This is a genomic window from Amycolatopsis sp. NPDC104819, from assembly GCF_055583145.1.
Window position 1 is genome coordinate 566897 of sequence record NZ_JBVJON010000008.1, and the last position, 17337, is coordinate 584233.

Consider the following 17337-nt stretch of genomic DNA (forward strand, 5'->3'; position numbering starts at 1 on the left):
TGTGCCGTCGCACGCCCCGTTCGTGCAGGACCCGGGCCCCGCGGGAGCCGGATACTCCCCCGCATGACCTCGTTCAGCTACGCCGCGAACCCCGTCCGGGTGGTCTTCGGCTCCCTCGAGGACGTCGGGGCCGAAGCCGATCGGCTCGGCCTCCGCCGGGTCCTGCTGGTCGGCCGCCCGCGGTACGCCGACCGCGCCGCCGAGGCGCTCGGCCCGCGGCTGGCCGCGCGTTTCGAGGACGCCGCCATGCACACGCCCGTCGACGTCACCGAGCACGCGCTCAAGGTGGTCGCCGACCACGACGTCGACGGTGTGGTCGCGGTCGGCGGCGGCTCGGCCACCGGGCTGGCCAAGGCGATCGCGCTGCGGACCGACCTGCCGCAGCTGATCGTCCCGACGACGTACGCGGGCTCGGAGCTGACGTCGGTCCTCGGCCAGACGGCCGACGGCCGCAAGACCACGCAGAAGTCCCCGAAGGTCCGGCCCGAGACCGTCCTCTACGACGTCGGCCTGACCCTGTCGCTGCCCGCGGAGGTCTCCGCGGCCAGCGGCCTCAACGCGCTCGCCCACGCCGTGGAAGCCCGGTACGCGCCGGACGCCAACCCGCTGACCGACCTGCTCGCCGCGGAGGCGACGAGACTGCTGATGAGCGCGTTGCCACGCATCGCCGCGGATCCGTCCGATGTGGACGCTCGCACCGACGCCCTGCGCGGCGCCTGGCTCGCCGGCACCTGCCTCGACAGCGTTTCGATGGGCCTGCACCACAAGCTGTGCCACCACCTCGGCGGCAAGTTCGGGCTGCCGCACGCCGAAACCCACGCCGTCCTGCTGCCGTACGTCATGGCGCACCAGGGCCTCGACGACGCGGACGACGTCTTCGAGCTCACCGCGAACCTCCCGGTCCCGCACTCGCTGGCCGAGCTGGGACTCACCGAAGGCGACATCGAAGGCGAGCCCGAGGAAGAGCTGCTCCGTCAGGCGCTGACTGGCGCCCGCCCGGCCGCACGCCCCAGCCTCAAGGCGCTCACCCAGCAGGTCGTCGACAGCTTCGCGGGCGCCCCGGACCGCGTCCGCGAGCTGCTCACCGACCTCGTCGAAACCCTGCACGGGTACGCGATCCGCACCGACCTCACCCAGGACGAGTGGGAGTACGCGATCGGCTTCCTGACCCGCGCCGGGCACATCACCACCGACACCCGGCAGGAGTTCATCCTGCTGTCGGACACGCTCGGCGTGTCGAGCGTCGTCGACGTCCTGACCAACTCGCGGACGCCGGACACCACGCCATCGGCCGTGCTCGGCCCGTTCTACGTCGAGGGACCGCCGGAGACCCCGCAGGGCGCCGACATCGCGGAAGGCCTACCGGGGACTCCCTTGTGGACGGACGTCCGGGTCACCGACACCGACGATGAGCCCGTGGCGGACGCGATCGTCGACGTCTGGCAGTCCAATGAGGACGGTTTCTACGACGTCCAGCTGCCCGACCTGGACGGCCCGGTGCTGCGTGCGAGGTTCCGCACCGACGCCGAGGGGCGGCTGCGGTTCCGGACCATCGTGCCCAGCGCGTACCCGATCCCGGCCGACGGCCCGGTCGGCGAGATGCTGAACGCCGTCGGCCGGCACCCGTACCGGGCCCCGCACGTGCACTTCATGATCGCCAAGCCCGGCTACCGCACGCTGATCACGCAGCTGTTCGTCGCCGGCGGCGACTACCTGGACTCCGACACGGTGTTCGGCGTCAAGGACGGCCTGATCGTCGACTTCGCCGACCAGCGGCTCGAGTTCACCTTCCGGATCTCAGGGAGCAGCGAATGAGCTACGACACCGACGTCCTCGTGATCGGCAGCGGCCCGGCCGGCGGCTCCGCGGCGCTGCTGCTCGCCACCTACGGCGTGCCGACCGTGCTGGCCACGAAGTACGGCTGGATGGCCAACACGCCCCGCGCGCACATCACCAACCAGCGCACCATGGAGGTGCTGCGTGACGTCGGCGTCGAGGACAAGGCCCTCGCCGTCGGCACCCCGCCGGAGCTGATGGGCGACACCGTGCTGTGCACGTCGCTGACCGGGCCGGAGATCGGCCGGATCGCGAGCTGGGGCACCGGCGACCGGTCGGCGTCGGAGTACACCACGGCGAGCCCGTGCCACATGATCGACCTGCCGCAGACCTACCTCGAGCCGATCCTCGCGAGCGAGGCAGCCGCGCGCGGCGCGAAACTGCGGCTGGACACGGAGTTCCTCGACTTCACGCAGGACGCCGACGGCGTCACGGCCCGGTTCCTCGACCGCGTCCGCGGTGACGAGTTCACGTTGCGCGCCAAGTACCTGATCGGCGCGGACGGCGCCCGCAGCCGCGTCGCCGAGCAGGCCGGGCTGCCGATCGCCGGGCAGACGGGCAAGGCCGGCAGCATGAACATCACGTTCACCGCCGACCTCGGGCCGTACGTGGCGCACCGGCCGAGCGTCCTCTACTGGGTGATGCGGCCGGGCGCGCACCTCGGCGGCATCGGGATGGGCCTGGTCCGGATGGTGCGGCCGTGGAACGAATGGCTGCTGACCTGGGGTTACGACATCTCGCAGGAGCCACCGGAGGTCGACGTCGAGGAGGCGACACGGCTGGTGCGCGACCTCGTCGGGGATCCCGGGCTGGACGTCGAGATCACCTCGACGTCACTGTGGACGGTCAACCACAACTACGCGACGGAGTACCGCAGCGGCCGGGTGTTCTGCGCCGGGGACGCCGTGCACCGGCACCCGCCGTCCAACGGGCTCGGCTCGAACACGTCGATCCAGGACTCGTACAACCTGGCGTGGAAGCTCGCGATGGTGCTTCGTGGCGAAGCGGGTGAAGGGCTGCTGGACAGCTACACCGCCGAACGCGCGCCGGTCGGCAAGCAGATCGTCGACCGGGCGAACCTCAGCCGGGACCAGTTCGGGCCGATCTTCGCCGCGCTCGGGATCTCCGGTGACACCGACGCCGACGGCATCACGGCCGGGCTCGAGACCTGCCTCGCGCCGACGGCCGAGGGCGCGCTGAAACGGCGTGAGCTGGAGAAGGCCATCGAGCTGAAGCACTACGAGTTCAACGCGCACGGCGTGGAGCTGGACCAGCGGTACGTCTCGGGAGCGGTGCTGCCGGACGGCGTCGTGGCGGCGTCGGACCGCGATCCCGAGCTGTTCCACCGGCCGAGCACCGAGCCGGGCGCGAAGCTGCCGCACGCGTGGCTGGTCGGCCCGCACGGCCGCCGGGTGTCCACTTTGGACCTCGTGGGCGGCGGCCGCTGGACGGTGCTGACCGGCCTCACCGGCACCGCCTGGCGCGACGCGGCGGCCAAGGTGGGCGCCGAACTGGGCCTCGACCTGCGCGCGGTGCGCGTCGGCGAGCCGGGCACCCGCGACGCGTACGGCGACTGGTCCCGGCTGAGCGGGATCGACGAGGACGGCTGCCTCCTGGTCCGCCCGGACGGTTACGTCGCCTGGCGCCACCGCGCGGCCGCTCCCGAAGCGGCGAAGTCCCTCCTGGAGGCCCTCACCACGCTCCTGGACCGCCCCTGATCAGGGCGTGGTGACGGCGGTGAAGGTGACCGGGATCTTCGGGGGGCCGCTGCCGTCGCCGACGGCGGGCTTGGACGCGTCCACGCCGCCTTGGGCCACCGTGTCGAGGACCTGCAGGCCCGCGTCGTCGATGCGGCCGAACACCGTGTACTCCGGCGGGATCTGGGTTTCGCCGAAGACCAGGAAGAACTGGGAGCCGCCGCTGTCGGGCTCGGCCGTCTTCGCCATCGCGAGGATGCCGCGGCCGTAGGTCAGCTCGGGAAACGTCTCGTCCTTGATCGTGTACCCCGGGCCGCCGGTGCCGTCGCCGACCGGGTCGCCGCACTGCAGCATCTGCAGGCCCGTCGTCACGGACAGCCGGTGGCACGACGTGCCGGTGTAGAAGCCCTGCTTCGCGAGGCTCAGGAAGTTCACGACGGTGCACGGCGCCAGCGCGCGGTCCAGCGTCAGCCCGATGGCGCCCGCGCTGGTCGCGAGCTGCACGTTCACCGTGCCCGACGACGGCGCCGGGCCGTCCGGCGGCGGGGTGGCCGGCTTCGGCGCGGGTGAGCCGGGAGCGGGGGTGAACGCGCACCCGATCGGGTCGGCGAGCGGCCGCGGCCGGGTCGGCATCGGGGCCCGGCCGCCCGGGATCGACACCGGGGCGCTCGGGGTGACCGACGGCGGCGCGGACGACGTCGGCGAGGACGACGTGGGGAAGAACCCGCCGCCGGCCTTGGCGTCCGGTTCGCGCAGGAAGCCCGGATAACCCCAGGCCAGGAAGGCCAGCGCCATCACGACGACCACGACGACCGAGGCCGTGATCAGCACGACGGCCGCCGGTGACGTCTTCTTCGGCGGCACCGGCGGCTGCCACTGCGGGTACCCGTACGGGTGCCCGCCGCCCTGGTCAGGCCGTTGCCCCGGCTCGCTCATCAGCGCTCCCCTCGTCGAGAGCACCATTCTGCCGCGAAGACCGCCGGCCCGGGTGGGAACGCCCGATCAGGGCATCCCCCACGGCGCGCTCGGCCCGCCCGGCGTGACCGGCCGGACGCCGAAGTCCGGCTTGTCCCCCTTCCGGTACACGAAGGCGTCCTGGTCCCGGCCGAGCTCGACCTGGACGTCGCCGTTGGGCAGCCGCCGCCAGCGCCGGGCGCGGCCCCGCGCGTCCGTCACCGCCAGGTCGCCTTCGATGCCGGGCCGCAGCACACACGGCGCCCCGGCCTCGCTGTGCACCTTCAGCCACCGCGTCTTCCCGCCCGCCCGCGACGCGCTGAGCAGGAACGCGCCCTCGGTGCGGAAGTCCCGCAGCGCGATGTCGCCCCACGCGGCGGGGACCGCCGGGAACAGCCGGACGACCCCGCCCCAGCTCTGCACCAGCATGTCCTGCATGGACTTGGCCGCCGACAACGGCGTCTCGATGACCGGCCCGGACTCCTTGTACATCGTGTTCGGCTGGATGAACCGCTGCTGCAGCTCGCCGAGGTAGAACGCGGCCTGCTCACCGCGCAGCATCTGCGCCGAGATCGACGCCGCCCCGGTGAACGTGTAGCCCTGCAGCGCGCCTTCGAAGCCGACCCAGTGGTTCAGCGACGTCTCGATGATCTGCCGGTGCTCCGGCTGCTCCCAGGTGACGTCGTAGAGCGGGTAGATCTGCAGCAGGTGCGAGTAGTGCCGGTGCGACTTCGCGAACGGGACACCGGCGCCGATCATGTAGCCGTTGGCGTCGGCCGGGTAGGCGACGAGGTTCGCGAGCACGTTCCGCCACTTCGGCGCGAGCGGGTCGTCCCGCTGGATCTCCAGGAGCGTCTTGCAGCCCCAGCGGATCAGCGACAGGTCGTAGTTGCAGTCCGGGGCGTTGACCCCGTACTCGGGCGAGAACGTCGGCGGCAGGTGCAGCTTGCCGTCCGGGCCCGGCGCGAGGAAGTGCAGGTAGTAGTTGATCGCCTTGCGCAGCAACGGGAACAGCGTGCCCCGGAGCAGCCCGGTGTCCATCGTGTGGCGGTAGGACAGCCACACGTTGTGCAGCGCCCAGGTCAGGTTGCCGACCTCCGGCGTGGGCGTGTCCTTCCCCGGGATGCCGACGGGGAACCCGCTGGTGGCGTTGGAGACGCCGTTGAGCAGCGTCATGTCCGTCGTGCGCGGGATGCCCGCGGAGTCGGCCTGGTACGGCTGCGCGACCTGATCGGTCAGGTTGGCGCGGTACTTGCCGAGGGCGTGGCTGACGGCGTCCAGCTCCAGGTGGTTCGAGCCGTGGATCAGCCAGTACTCGAGCTGCACGTTGAGGTTCCACCAGGTCGCCGGCCACGGCGTGTTCTCCAGCCACGGCCCGGACGTCGCCATCACCGGCGCCTCCCGCCGCGCCGCCGACGCCACCTTGTACAGCTGGATCCAGTAGAAGCTCTGCAGCCGCGTGTCCGGGACGGACAGGAAGCTCGCCCGGTAGTAGTCGTGCCACCAGCGCCGGTGGTCCCGGGTCAGCGCGTCGAACGCCGGCGCCCGGCGGACCGTGGCCAGCGCCCGCGCCGCCGACGTCTTCTCCGGGTGCGACCAGGCCACCGAGGTGTACAGCGTCCGCGCGCCCCCGCGGGTGACCTCGCGCCAGGCCGTCACGTGCTCACCGCCGGCCAGCAGCGGCTGCACGGCCAGCCGGGCGTCCCCGCTGCCGGACAGCTGGACCGGCGGGTTCGCGGTGTACCCGTCCGGCGGCGGCTTGTTCCACACTGGGTCGGCCCGCGGGCTCACCGCCACCGCCGGGTGGTACACCCACTTGAAGCCGCGCTCCCCTTCGGACGGCCGGATCTCGACGGCCAGCAGTGACTGTCCGGTGTGGACGACCGCCCGCAGGCTCAGGCTGCCGGACGCCGTCGTGATCGTGCCGGTCAGCTCGGCGTTCCACAGGTCCAGCCGCCAGTCGAGCGCGGTGATCGCGCCGACCGGCTCGAGTGTGGAGTAACCGATCGGCAGCCGGGCCAGGCCGAACAGCGAGCCGAACTCCGGGCGGTGGTCCTGGACCTGGCTGTGCTGGACGGTGAAGCGGAGAGCGTTGCGCCCCGGCTCGGCGTAAATGCCCGAGCCGAGAAAACCGTTGCCCAGGAACGGTCCCTCGTACCAGGTTGCCGGCAGGCGCCGCCAGCGCAGGTCGGCGGTGCCGAGGAACCCGGCCCAGTCGAAGTCGTCGGAGCCGGGCACGTCGGCGAACGCGGGTGTGCGGCCCGCCGCGCCGGCGGCGATCCCGGCGAGCGCGCCGCCGAGCACGGTCCTGCGGGTGATGTCCATTCCGGCCTCCTTGGCGAAAGTTCAGCTGGGCAGGCCCCACACCGGCGCCGGGCCGAGGGCGGGGACGTCCCGGGGTGCGAGGTCCGGGCGCCCGCCGCGCGGGGTGACGACGGCGGTGCCGCCGCGCCGCAGCCCGATGGTGATCCGGCCGGGCCCGGCGGGGCGCCACGGCAGCCGCCGGCCGTGCTCGTCGCGGACGTCGACGTCGCCGGCGACACCGTGCTGGAGCACCAGCGGCTCACCGGCTTCGCTGTGCACGCGGACGAACTCCGTCTTCCCGTCGCGACGGGAAGCGTCCACGAGGAACGCGCCTTCCGCACGCAGCCCGGCGACCGAGGCGTCCCGCCAGGTCGCCGACACCGACGGGAAGACCTTGAGCACGCCGCCGAATCCCTGCAGCACCATGTCCACAATGGACTGAGCGGCGGTGATCGGGCTCTCGATCGCGAAGTTTGAGCCCTCGCGGTACATCGTGTTCGCCGTCAGCTCGGTGTCGGCGACGACGTTGCGGTCGAGGAAGAACTTCAGGTAGCGCAACGCCTCCTCGGGTGCGTCCATCACCGAGCTCATCGACGACGCGGCCGCGTAGCTGTACCCGTGCCAGGCCTTCTGGTCGGCCACCCAGTGCGCGAACGTCCGGGTCATGACGTCCCGGTCGGCGGGCGCGTCCCAGACCTTCTCCCGCAACGGGTACAGCCACAGCAGGTGGGAGAAGTGCCGGTGCGATTCGGCCAGCGGCACGCCGTCACCGATCAGCACGCCGTTCGCGGGATCTTCGTGGTAGGGCACCAGGGTGGCGCCGATCTCCCGCCAGACCGGCACGCGCGGCTCGTCGAGGCACAGGACGCGGGCCGAGTCGACGAGCGTGCGGGCCGCCCACCGGATCAGCGAGAGGTCGTAGGTGCAGTCGGGCGCGTCGGCGTACTCCGGCGACCGGGTCAGCGGCAGGTGCAGCCGGCGGTCGGGGCCGGTGAAGAGGAAGTGGCGGTAGAAGTTCAGCGCCTTCGCCAGCGTCGGGTACAGGACGTCGCGCAGCACGCGCCGGTCCTTGTGGTGGCGGTAGGCCAGCCAGACGTTGTGCAGGCCCCAGAGCAGGTTCCCGGTCTGGTCGGTCTTGGACGTCGTCCCGGGGACGCCGACCGAGCGCGTGCCGCCGGGGCGCAGCCGCCAGTCACCCGGGTGCGAGAGCGCGTAGGTGTCGCCGTCGCGGTAGGCGGGCGGGACCGACGTCTCGAGGTTGGCGTGGTCGCGCCGGAACGTCTCGGTGACGGCGTCGAGCTCGGGGTGGTTGCTGCTGTTGACGATCGGGTAGGTGACCTGGACGTTGAGGTTCCACCACACCGCGGTCCAGCTGTTGCCGACCTCCGGGAACCACGGGCCCCACTCGGACACGACCGGCCCGCCCGCGCGGGTGGCGGCCGCGATCTTGTACAGCTGGATCCAGTAGAAGCGCTGGACCTGCTTGTCCGGCACCGAAACGAAGCTGCGCCGGTGGAAGTCGTTCCACCAGCGGCGGTGGCGGGCCAGCAGCGCGTCCGGGCTCGCCGCAAGCGCTTTCCGGACGGCGGCGAGCGCGTCCGCGGTGTGCGTGGTGCCCGGGAAGCTGTAGGCGATCGCGGCCGCGAACAGCCGTCGTGCGCCGATCGTGCGTTCGCGCCAGGCCGTGGTGTACCCACCGCCGGCGAGCATCGGCTGCGCGCAGTACCCGTCGCCGATCCCGGGCGCCGGGTTGGCGACGTACTCGGGCGGCTTGCGGACGGTCCGGGTGGTCGCCGACTCCAGCGGCTGGAACGCCCACGCCGCCCCGGCTTCGCCCGCACTCGGTGTCAGCGACACGAGCAGCACGCCGAGGTCGTTGTGCACGACGGCGGAGAACGCGACCGAGCCCTGGGTGGTGGTGATCGTGCCGCCGAGCTCGGCGTTGTACAGGTCGAGCGTCCAGTCGACGGCGGTGACCGCGCCGGCGAGCGTGAGGGTGAGGAACCCGATCGGCAGCCGCGACAGCCCGATCCCGGCTTCCCACTGGACCCGCTGGTCCTGCACCTGCGTGTGGCTCAGCATGACCTTGAGCTCCTGCGGCGTCCGCCCGGCGTAGACCTGCGCGCCGAGGTAGCCGTTGGCCAGGAACGGCCCTTCGCGCCAGTTCTTCGGCAGCCGCTTCCACACCATCCGCGCGTCCACGGCGACGTCCCGGTGCGGGTTCCCCGCGGCGAGCGCCGGCGGGGCCGCCCGGGCCCACAGCCCGCCGAACGCGGCGGCGCCCGCCACGACCGAGGCAGCGCGGAGCACGGTACGCCGCGACACTGCGTCCATGAAGCGTCCCTTCGAATTCATACTACGTTTCACGAGATCCACAGGCGGCGTGCGGCCATATTTGCAGACAGCGCCCCAGAAGGCCAGGGTTGTTCACCCAGACAGCGGCAGAGACATCCGATGTATCTGCGGCGGGGAACTCGCCGCCCGCGCCGGACGTCCTCCCGGTATGGCCTTTCTCCGGCGGCCCCGGCCGGTGGCGCCACCGGGGACGTTCGACCGGATCGACGACGTCCGGAGCTCGATCCGGGAGCTCTACACGAAGCTGTCCGGGCCGGTGGTCAAGGCGTTCGGCCCGCTGGAGCTGCCGCCGCTGCCGGGCCGGGACCCGCTGCTGGAGGCCCAGCAGGCGGCCGCGGCGCTGACCCGGCACCTCGGCATCGGCGACGCGCGGGTGATCGTCGGGTTCGGCACGCTCGGCACGCACGTCGGCGAGGTCGAGCTGGGCCCGGGGCCGGAGTACTTCGTCACGCTCGGCGCGCACTACCAGGACGACCCGCGTGACGTCCCGGCGATCCTGGCGCACGAGGTGATGCACGTCTTCCTGCACCGCCACGGCTTCCGCCAGGACGAGATCTTCACCGACACGGCCACGCTCTACCTCGGCGTCGGCCGCGCGATGCTGGCGGCCTACCGCGTCGAGGTGCTGCAGAGCAGCTACACGCGCCGCCGGACGACGTCGCGCGTCGGGTACCTGTCCCCGCCGGAGATGGGGTACGTGCTGGCCAAGCGGGCACTGGCGTTCGACGAGGAGGTCCCGCCGTTCACCGGCGCGGCCGACGGCGCCTACCGGCTGGGGCACCAGCTGGCTCTCGCGGACTACGCGCGCCCACCGCTGGCCGGAGCTTCACGCGGGCGGTACGTCCACCACAAGCGCGGGGGCCGGCCGACCGAGAACTACCGCTTCGAGGCGGGTCAGGTCACGTTCCCGTGCCCGGCCTGCGGCCACGGGACGCGGGTGCCTCTCGACCGGCGGGTGCGGGTCCGCTGCCGCACGTGTGGCTCGCTGTTCCGCTGCGCGACCTGAGGTCTACGGACCGGGCAGCGGCGGCAAGGCCGGCGTCATCAGCCAGCGGGTGAAGAACGGCGTCAGTGACCGCCCCGCGTACGTCTCCGCCATCAGCACGAACGCGTCCGTCGTGACCAGGCCGTGCTGGTGCTCGCCCGTCCACGCCTTCAGCAGCGCGAAGAACGCCGGATCGCCGATCTCCGCGCGCAGCGCGTGCAGCGTCAGGGCTCCCCGCTTGTAGACGCGCTCGTCGAACATCCGGGACACCCCCGGGTCGGCGATGCGGACGTCGGCGGGCTTGGCCTTGATCCGGGTGTGCCAGCCGCGGGCCAGCGTCTGCGTGGGCTGGCCGCCGGACTCCTCCGACCACAGCCACTCCGCGTACGTCGCGAAACCCTCGTTGAGCCAGATGTGGCGCCAGTCGGCCACCGTCAGGCTGTTGCCGAACCACTGGTGGGCCAGCTCGTGCACCACGAGCCGCTCGTGCGTGCGGCGGCCGTCGACATGGTTGGCGCCGAAGATCGACATGCCCTGGGCCTCGATCGGGTCGTCGAGGTCGTCGTCGGTGACCACCACGACGTACTCGCCGAACGGGTACGGCCCGAACAGCCGTTGCAGGACCTCCATCATCCGGCCCTGCCGCCCGAAGTCGCGGTCGAACAGCCGACGCAGCCGCGGCGGCACGGCGGCCCGCTGCGGCACCGTTTCGTGGACTGCCTCCACCTGCCCGCTCGTGCGCCCGATGTCGACGCTCAGCCGGCGCGCGGCCGCCCCCACGCGCGAGAACCAGCCCCCGCCGGCGAGGTCGACGTCGTCGTAACGGCCGATCTGGACGCTCATCAGGTACGTGGCCGTCGGCTCGGAGCGTTCGTAGATCCACTTCGTGGTGCTCGCCGAGGTGTACCGGTCGACCAGGTCGCCGGTCACCGCGACGAGGTACGGCGACGCCGTCGTGATGCTCACCCGGTAGGTCGCCTTGTCCGACGGGTGGTCGTTGCACGGGAACCACGACGGCGCGCCGACCGGCTGGCTCGCCACGAGCACCCCGTCGGTCAGCTCGTCCCAGCCGACGTCACCCCAGCGGCTGCCCACCGGGCGCGGGTTGCCGACGTAGTGGACCTCGACGGTGAACGCGGCGCCCATCGGGATCGACCGCGCCGGCTTGATGTGCAGCTTCGGGCCGCGCTTCAGGTACTTCGCGGGCTTCCCGTCGACCAGCACGCGGTTGATCCGGAAATCGGCGAAGTCGAAGCTGGCCCGGGAAAGCGCCTGCGTCGCCTCCGCGGTGATCACCGCCGAAGCCGACAGCCGGTTCGGCGCCACCTTGTAGTCGAGGGTCAGGTCGTAGTGCCGGACCCGGTAGCCGCCGTTGCCGTGGGTCGGGAGGTAGGGATCACCGGAGGTGTCCGCGCCGGGTGCCGGAGCAGGAGCCTTCGCAATCACCCGTGTCGAACCTTTCCTCGTGCCGACGTACCAAACCAGGCTCGCACGACACGGGTGAGTCCGGCGAGCCAGGCGGGTACTTCGTGACCTTCTACTTACCCGTCCACGCGGAGATGGGGTTGCCGAGCCAGCGGGTGTCGGCCGGCACCTCGTCGCCGCGGGTCACCAGCGACCCCGGGCCGACCGTGGTGCGCGCGCCGATGCCGGCGCCCGGCAGCACGATGCCGTGCGGGCCGAGGGTCGCGCCCTGGCCGAGCACCACCCGCGACATGCTCATGATCCGGTCGTGGAACAGGTGCGTCTGGACGACGCAGCCGCGGTTGATCGTCGCGCCGTCACCGAGCTCGACGAGGTCGGACTCCGGCAGCCAGTACGTCTCCAGCCACACCCCGCGGCCGATCTTGACGCCCATCGTGCGCAGCCAGGCGCTCAGCAGCGGGGTGCCGCCGACCGAGCCGATCAGCCACGGCACCGCGAGGGCCTCGACGAACGTGTCGGCCAGCTCGTTGCGCCAGACGAACGAGCTCCACAGCGGGTGGTCGACCTCGCGGAACTTGCCGACCAGCAGCCACTTCATCACGGTCGCGGTCAGCGCCGCGACGATCCCGGCGGCCAGCAGGGCGGGCCCCGCGAGCAGCAGGGCGATCCCGAAGCCGAACATCGTCGCCGCCCACAGCAGCCCGAAGGCGACCGTGACGGTCAGCGCGACCCCGCACATCACCGGGATGATCCGGCACAGCTCGACCAGCGCCCGCGCCGCCTTCAGGTGCAGCGCCGGGGTGTAGGTGCGACTCGTGTCGGCGTCGCCGATCGCGCGGCGCACCGGCAGCGGCGGCATGCCGAGGTACGACGAGCCCTTCTTCGCCTTCAGCGGCGTCGAGGACAGGACACCCACCAGGCCGCGCTTGGGCACCGAGCGGCCGGGCGCGGTCATCCCCGAGTTGCCGAGGAAGGCCTGCTTGCCGATCCGGGCCGGAGCGACGTGCAGCCAGCCGTGGCCGAGCTCGTAGGTGGCGACCATGGTGTCGTCGGCCAGGAACGCGCCGCTGTCGACCTTGGTCATCTTCGGCAGCGCGAGCACGGTCGACGCCTCGACGTTGCGGCCGACCTTCGCGCCGAGCAGCCGCAGCCACACCGGCGTGAACAGGCTGGCGTACAACGGGAACAGGCCTTCGCGGGCCATGCTCATCAGCCGTTCGGTGGCCCAGACCTGCCACGCGACGCGGCCGTGCACCGGGTGGTACCCCTCGACCATGCCGATGCTCAGCAACCGGACCCCGGCGAGCACGAGCAGCATGTAGGCCAGGAAGTACGCGGCGGTCGCGACTGGCACGAAGATCAGCGCGCGGGTGAAGGCGTCCAGCAGCGTCGGCGCGCCGGCGATGGCGTAGCCGAGCACGGCGACGCCGGCCAGCGCGGCGATGCCTGGCAGGAAGCCGAGCAGCAACGACGTCGCGCCGTAGACCGTGGCCCAGAAGTGCGACCGCGGCGGACGGCTCGACGGCCACTTCAGCGCGTCGCGCTCGTCCTTGGCCACGCGAGCGGCGGGCGAACCGGCCCAGCGCTGCCCGGCCGGGACGGCGCCGCGCACGGTCGACCCGGCCGCGATCTCCGCGCCCTTGCCGATCCGCACGCCGGGGAAGAGCGTACTGCGCGCGCCGATGCGGGCTTCCGCGCCGACACGGACCTTGCCGATGTGCACGACGTCGCCGTCGACCCAGTGGCCGGTCAGGTCGACCTCGGGCTCGATCGCCGCGCCGCGGCCCAGCTTGAGGAAGCCGGTGACCGGCGGCGGCGAGTGCAGGTCGACGTCCTTGCCGATCCGCGCGCCGAGCGCCTTGGCGTACGTCGTCATCCAGGACGCGCCGGCAACGCTGTCCGCGCCGCTGAACTCGGCGAGCTTCTCGGCCGTCCACAGTCGCAAGTGGACACTCCCGCCGCGCGGGTAGGTGCCGGGGCGGACCCCGGAGAGCAGCACCCGGGCACCGCCCGCGGCGATCGCGATCCGGCCGGCCGGGCTGAACAGCACCACCCAGGCCAGGCCGAGCCACGCCCAGTTCAGCGTCGGCGCCCAGGCGAACCCGAGCAGCGCCAGGATGTTCGACAGCGCGGCGGCGAGTGTCGCCCAGCGCAGGCCGACCAGCCCCATCAGCGGGACCATCAGGGCCGTCTGGATGACTCCGGCGCGACGCGGGGTCGGCGCGATGTCGCGGCGTTCGGTGGCCTGGCCGCTCAGCGCGTCCAGCATCGCGGCCAGCGCGCCCAGCCTCGGGTGGGCGTAGATGTCGGCGACCGACACCTGCGGGTGCCGGGTGCGGATGCGCGCCACGACCTGCGCGGCGGTCAGGCTGCCGCCGCCGTGGGTGAAGAAGTCGGCCTTCGGGTCGTCGACCGACACCCCGAGGATCTCGGCCCAGCCTTCGGCGAGCCACGTCTCGGTCGGCGACAGCCCGGTGGCGTCCACAGTGGACAGCGGCCACGGGAGGGCGTTGCGGTCGACCTTGCCGGAGGTGCGGGTGGGCAGGTCTTCGACGACGGCGAGCAGCGGCACCAGCGCGGCGGGCAGATGCTCGCGCAGCCGGGTCGCGGACTGCTCGTGGTCGAACGGCACACCCGCGGCGGGCACGACGTACCCGACGAGAACCTGGTTGCCGGCCTTGGTGCGGCGGATCGCGGCGGCCGCGCCCTGCACACCCGGCAGGGCCTGCAGCGCGGCGTCGACCTCGCCCAGCTCGATGCGGCGGCCGCCGAGCTTGACCTGCTCGTCGAGCCGGCCGAGGAACAGCAGGCCGTCGGCTTCGGCGCGGACCATGTCCCCCGAGCGGTAGGCACGCTGCCAGCCCAGCGACGGCAGCGGCGCGAACTTCTCGGCGTCCTTCGCGGCGTCGAGGTAGCGGGCCAGCCCGACCCCGCCGATGACCAGCTCACCGGTCTCGCCCATGGGGACCGGCTGTCCCTCGTCGTTGACGACAGCCAGCTGCCAGCCCGACAGCGGCAGGCCGATCCGGACCGGGCCCTCGCCGGTCAGCTGCGCGGCGCAGGCGACGACGGTGGCTTCGGTGGGGCCGTAGGTGTTCCAGACTTCGCGGCCTTCGACGGCGACGCGCTCGGCCAGCTCCGGCGGGCACGCTTCGCCGCCGAAGATGAGCAGGCGGACGTCTTCGAGGGCGTCGGCGGGCCACAGCGCGGCCAGCGTCGGCACGGTCGAGACGACGGTGATCCGCTGCGCGACCAGCCACGGGCCGAGGTCGACACCGGTGCGGACCAGCGCGCGCGGCGCCGGCACCAGGCAGGCGCCGTGGCGCCAGGCCAGCCACATCTCTTCGCAGGAGGCGTCGAAGGCGACGCTCAGCCCGGCCAGCACGCGGTCGCCCGGGCCGATCGGCTCCTCGGTGAGGAACAGCTCGGCTTCGGCGTCGACGAACGCGGCCGCGCTCGCGTGGCTCACGGCGACGCCCTTGGGCTTGCCGGTGGAGCCGGAGGTGAAGATGATCCACGCGTCGTCGGCCGGACCGGGAACGCCGTCGCGGCCGCCCGGCGTGCTGTGGACGTTGATCTTGCCATCGGTGGCGACGGCGGCGACCTGGGCTTCCTCGAAGACCAGGTCGGCGCGCTCGTCCGGGTCGTCCGCGTCGACCGGCACGTAGGCGGCGCCGACGGACAGGGTGGCGAGGATCGCGACGTACAGCTCGGCGGTGCCGGAGGAGATCCGGATGCCGACGCGGTCCCCGACCCCGACGCCGTACCCGCGCAGGCGGCGGCCGTAGGCGTCGATCTCTTCGAGGAGCCGGCGGTAGGTCAGGGTGGTGGCGCCGTCGTCGATCGCGGCGGCGTTGGGGTGGCGCTCGGCCGTGGCGGCGAGGATGTCGAGCAGCGTGCGCTCGCTCGCGCCGAGACCGGACCAGAAGAGGGCCCGGTCGGCGACCGGGGCCGTCGAAGGCGCGTGCGTCACCTCGGCGACACACGCGAGCGGTGCGGTGATTTCCGCGGCCGATTCAGCAGGTTCGACAGTGACGGTCATCGGGCCGTCACCTCGACCGCGACGAAGACGAACAGGGACGAACTATGGGCGCGCAAGCCCATCACTCACCTTCCGCGAGCCTCACCGGGCTTGCACTCCTGAATGAGGCGCCCGCAACGACCCTCCACCATACTCCCGGGTGAAGGAAACATATCTGCCAGATCACGATGGAGTGTCGGACCTCACCGAGACCGCCCTGACCAGCGTGATCCAGGTCGCACCGGAGAGCACGCAGGCCAGGGCGTCAGGCTGGACGTCAGAAAATCACCGGGATTTGGCGGGCCGCGCCGCTTTTCCGCCCACCTTCGGCTTTGCCTTCTTTTCGCGAACGCGCACATTCACCCGAACAGGGCTGCCTTCGAAGCCGAACCGCTCGCGGAACTTGCGCTCGATGAACCGGCGGTAGCCCGCCTCGAGGAACCCGGTGGTGAACAACACCAGCGTCGGCGGCCGGATGCCCGCCTGCGTCGCGAACAGCACCTTCGGCTGCTTGCCGGAACGCACCGGCGGCGGGGTGGCCGCGATCAGGTCGGACAGCCACGCGTTGAGCTGGCCGGTCGGCACCCGCTTGTCCCACGACGCCAGCGCCGTCCGCAGCGCCGGGGCGATCTTGCGCACCGAACGGCCGGTCAGCGCCGAGACGTTGACCTTCTCCGCCCACGGCACGCGGACCAGGCCGCGCTCCAGCTCGCGGACCATCGCGTGCCGCCGGTCCTCGTCGACCAAGTCCCACTTGTTGAACACGAGCACACAGGCGCGTCCGGCCTCGACGACCATGGTCAGCACCCGCAGGTCCTGCTCCGAGATGGGCTCGCCCGCGTCCAGCAGCACGACCGCGACCTCGGCCGCGTCGATCGCGGTCTTGGTGCGCAGCGAGGCGTAGTACTCGGCGCCGGCGGCGAAGTTGACGCGCTTGCGCAGGCCGGCCGTGTCGACGAACCGCCAGGTCTCGCCGTCCAGCTCGACCAGCGAGTCGACCGGGTCGACGGTGGTGCCCGCGACCGAGTCGACGACCGAGCGCTGCTCGCCGGAGAGCTTGTTCAGCAGGCTCGACTTGCCGACGTTCGGCTTCCCGACCAGCGCGACGCGCCGCGGGCCCGACGTCGCGGCGACGCCTTCGCGCGGCGCCTCGGGCAGCGTCTTGAGGATGGCGTCGAGCAGGTCGCCGGAGCTGCGACCGTGCAACGCGCTGACCGGGTGCGGCTCACCGAGGCCGAGCGACCAGAGCGACGCGGTGTCCGCGAGCAGCCGGTCGTCGTCCACCTTGTTCGCCACGAGCAGCACCGGCTTCTTCGAGCGGCGCAGCACCTTGGACGCGGCTTCGTCGGTGGCCGTGGCCCCGACCGAGGCGTCGATCACCAGCAGGATCGCGTCCGCGGTCTGCATGGCCAGCTCGGCCTGGGCGGCGACGGAGGCCTGCAGCCCGGTCGCGTCCGGCTCCCAGCCGCCCGTGTCGACCAGGGTGAACTTGCGCCCGCCCCAGAAGGCGTCGTAGGCGACGCGGTCGCGGGTCACGCCCGGCACGTCCTGCACCACGGCTTCGCGGCGGCCGATGATGCGGTTGACCAGCGTGGACTTGCCCACGTTCGGCCGGCCGACCACGGCGAGGACCGGTTGTGCGAGAGCCGCCTCCTCGGCTGCTTCCGCCGCCTCGATCTGCGCGTCGAGCCTGGCGAACTCGGTCTCGTCCGACCAGGTGCCGTCGATCTCGCCGACGCCGTCCAACTCATCCATCAGAA

At 72.3% G+C, this 17337-nt stretch carries 9 protein-coding genes; 3 read left to right on the top strand and 6 right to left on the bottom strand.

The annotated features are described in order from the left end of the window. Nucleotides 1-63 precede the first annotated feature (63 nt). Nucleotides 64-1815 carry a maleylacetate reductase and hydroxyquinol 1,2-dioxygenase domain-containing protein gene (locus ACZ63E_RS27870; RefSeq protein ID WP_465339053.1) on the top strand — a complete coding sequence of 584 codons (1752 nt, stop codon included), beginning with the start codon at nt 64-66 and terminating at the stop codon, nt 1813-1815. Beyond that, nucleotides 1812-3554 carry an FAD-dependent oxidoreductase gene (locus tag ACZ63E_RS27875; RefSeq protein WP_465339054.1) on the top strand — a complete coding sequence of 581 codons (1743 nt, stop codon included), beginning with the start codon at nt 1812-1814 and terminating at the stop codon, nt 3552-3554. The genes ACZ63E_RS27870 and ACZ63E_RS27875 overlap by 4 nt, the downstream gene beginning before the upstream one ends. Here the strand turns inward: ACZ63E_RS27875 and ACZ63E_RS27880 are convergent, their stop codons facing one another. The 3 genes from ACZ63E_RS27880 to ACZ63E_RS27890 form a co-directional block, all read right to left on the bottom strand. Then, a complete protein-coding gene (locus ACZ63E_RS27880; RefSeq protein ID WP_465339055.1) occupies nt 3555-4469 on the bottom strand; it encodes a peptidylprolyl isomerase in 915 nt (304 codons plus the stop codon). 66 nt (nt 4470-4535) lie between these two features. After that, nucleotides 4536-6812, bottom strand: coding sequence for a glycosyl hydrolase family 95 catalytic domain-containing protein (locus ACZ63E_RS27885; protein WP_465339056.1), 2277 nt, complete (start codon nt 6810-6812; stop codon nt 4536-4538). 21 nt (nt 6813-6833) lie between these two features. Further along, on the bottom strand, nt 6834-9125 hold the full coding sequence (locus ACZ63E_RS27890) for a glycosyl hydrolase family 95 catalytic domain-containing protein (protein WP_465339057.1): 2292 nt from the start codon (nt 9123-9125) through the stop codon (nt 6834-6836). Between the two features lie 169 nt (nt 9126-9294). Here ACZ63E_RS27890 and ACZ63E_RS27895 point away from each other — a divergent pair, with 169 nt between their 5' ends. Beyond that, nucleotides 9295-10152, top strand: coding sequence for a hypothetical protein (locus ACZ63E_RS27895; protein ID WP_465339058.1), 858 nt, complete (start codon nt 9295-9297; stop codon nt 10150-10152). 3 nt (nt 10153-10155) lie between these two features. Here ACZ63E_RS27895 and ACZ63E_RS27900 read toward each other — a convergent pair whose 3' ends face one another. From ACZ63E_RS27900 to der, 3 genes are all read right to left on the bottom strand, one after another. Beyond that, the gene (locus ACZ63E_RS27900) at nt 10156-11577 is read right to left on the bottom strand and encodes a M1 family metallopeptidase (RefSeq protein WP_465339059.1); all 1422 of its coding nucleotides are present in this window, start codon (nt 11575-11577) and stop codon (nt 10156-10158) included. 91 nt (nt 11578-11668) lie between these two features. Continuing rightward, nucleotides 11669-15598 carry a Pls/PosA family non-ribosomal peptide synthetase gene (locus ACZ63E_RS27905; RefSeq protein ID WP_465339060.1) on the bottom strand — a complete coding sequence of 1310 codons (3930 nt, stop codon included), beginning with the start codon at nt 15596-15598 and terminating at the stop codon, nt 11669-11671. Nucleotides 15599-15862: 264 nt separating this feature from the next. Further along, nucleotides 15863-17332, bottom strand: a complete 1470-nt coding sequence (gene der / locus ACZ63E_RS27910; protein WP_465339061.1) for a ribosome biogenesis GTPase Der — start codon at nt 17330-17332, stop codon at nt 15863-15865. Nucleotides 17333-17337 lie beyond the last annotated feature (5 nt).

Bases quoted from the DNA above. Each gene is read 5' to 3' on its own strand.
- ACZ63E_RS27870 (WP_465339053.1), top strand. From the start codon at position 64: ATGACCTCGTTCAGCTACGCCGCGAACCCCGTCCGGGTGGTCTTCGGC.
- ACZ63E_RS27905 (WP_465339060.1), bottom strand. From the start codon at position 15,598: ATGACCGTCACTGTCGAACCTGCTGAATCGGCCGCGGAAATCACCGCA.
- ACZ63E_RS27880 (WP_465339055.1), bottom strand. From the start codon at position 4,469: ATGAGCGAGCCGGGGCAACGGCCTGACCAGGGCGGCGGGCACCCGTAC.
- ACZ63E_RS27875 (WP_465339054.1), top strand. From the start codon at position 1,812: ATGAGCTACGACACCGACGTCCTCGTGATCGGCAGCGGCCCGGCCGGC.
- ACZ63E_RS27895 (WP_465339058.1), top strand. From the start codon at position 9,295: ATGGCCTTTCTCCGGCGGCCCCGGCCGGTGGCGCCACCGGGGACGTTC.
- ACZ63E_RS27885 (WP_465339056.1), bottom strand. From the start codon at position 6,812: ATGGACATCACCCGCAGGACCGTGCTCGGCGGCGCGCTCGCCGGGATC.
- ACZ63E_RS27890 (WP_465339057.1), bottom strand. From the start codon at position 9,125: ATGGACGCAGTGTCGCGGCGTACCGTGCTCCGCGCTGCCTCGGTCGTG.
- der (WP_465339061.1), bottom strand. From the start codon at position 17,332: ATGGATGAGTTGGACGGCGTCGGCGAGATCGACGGCACCTGGTCGGAC.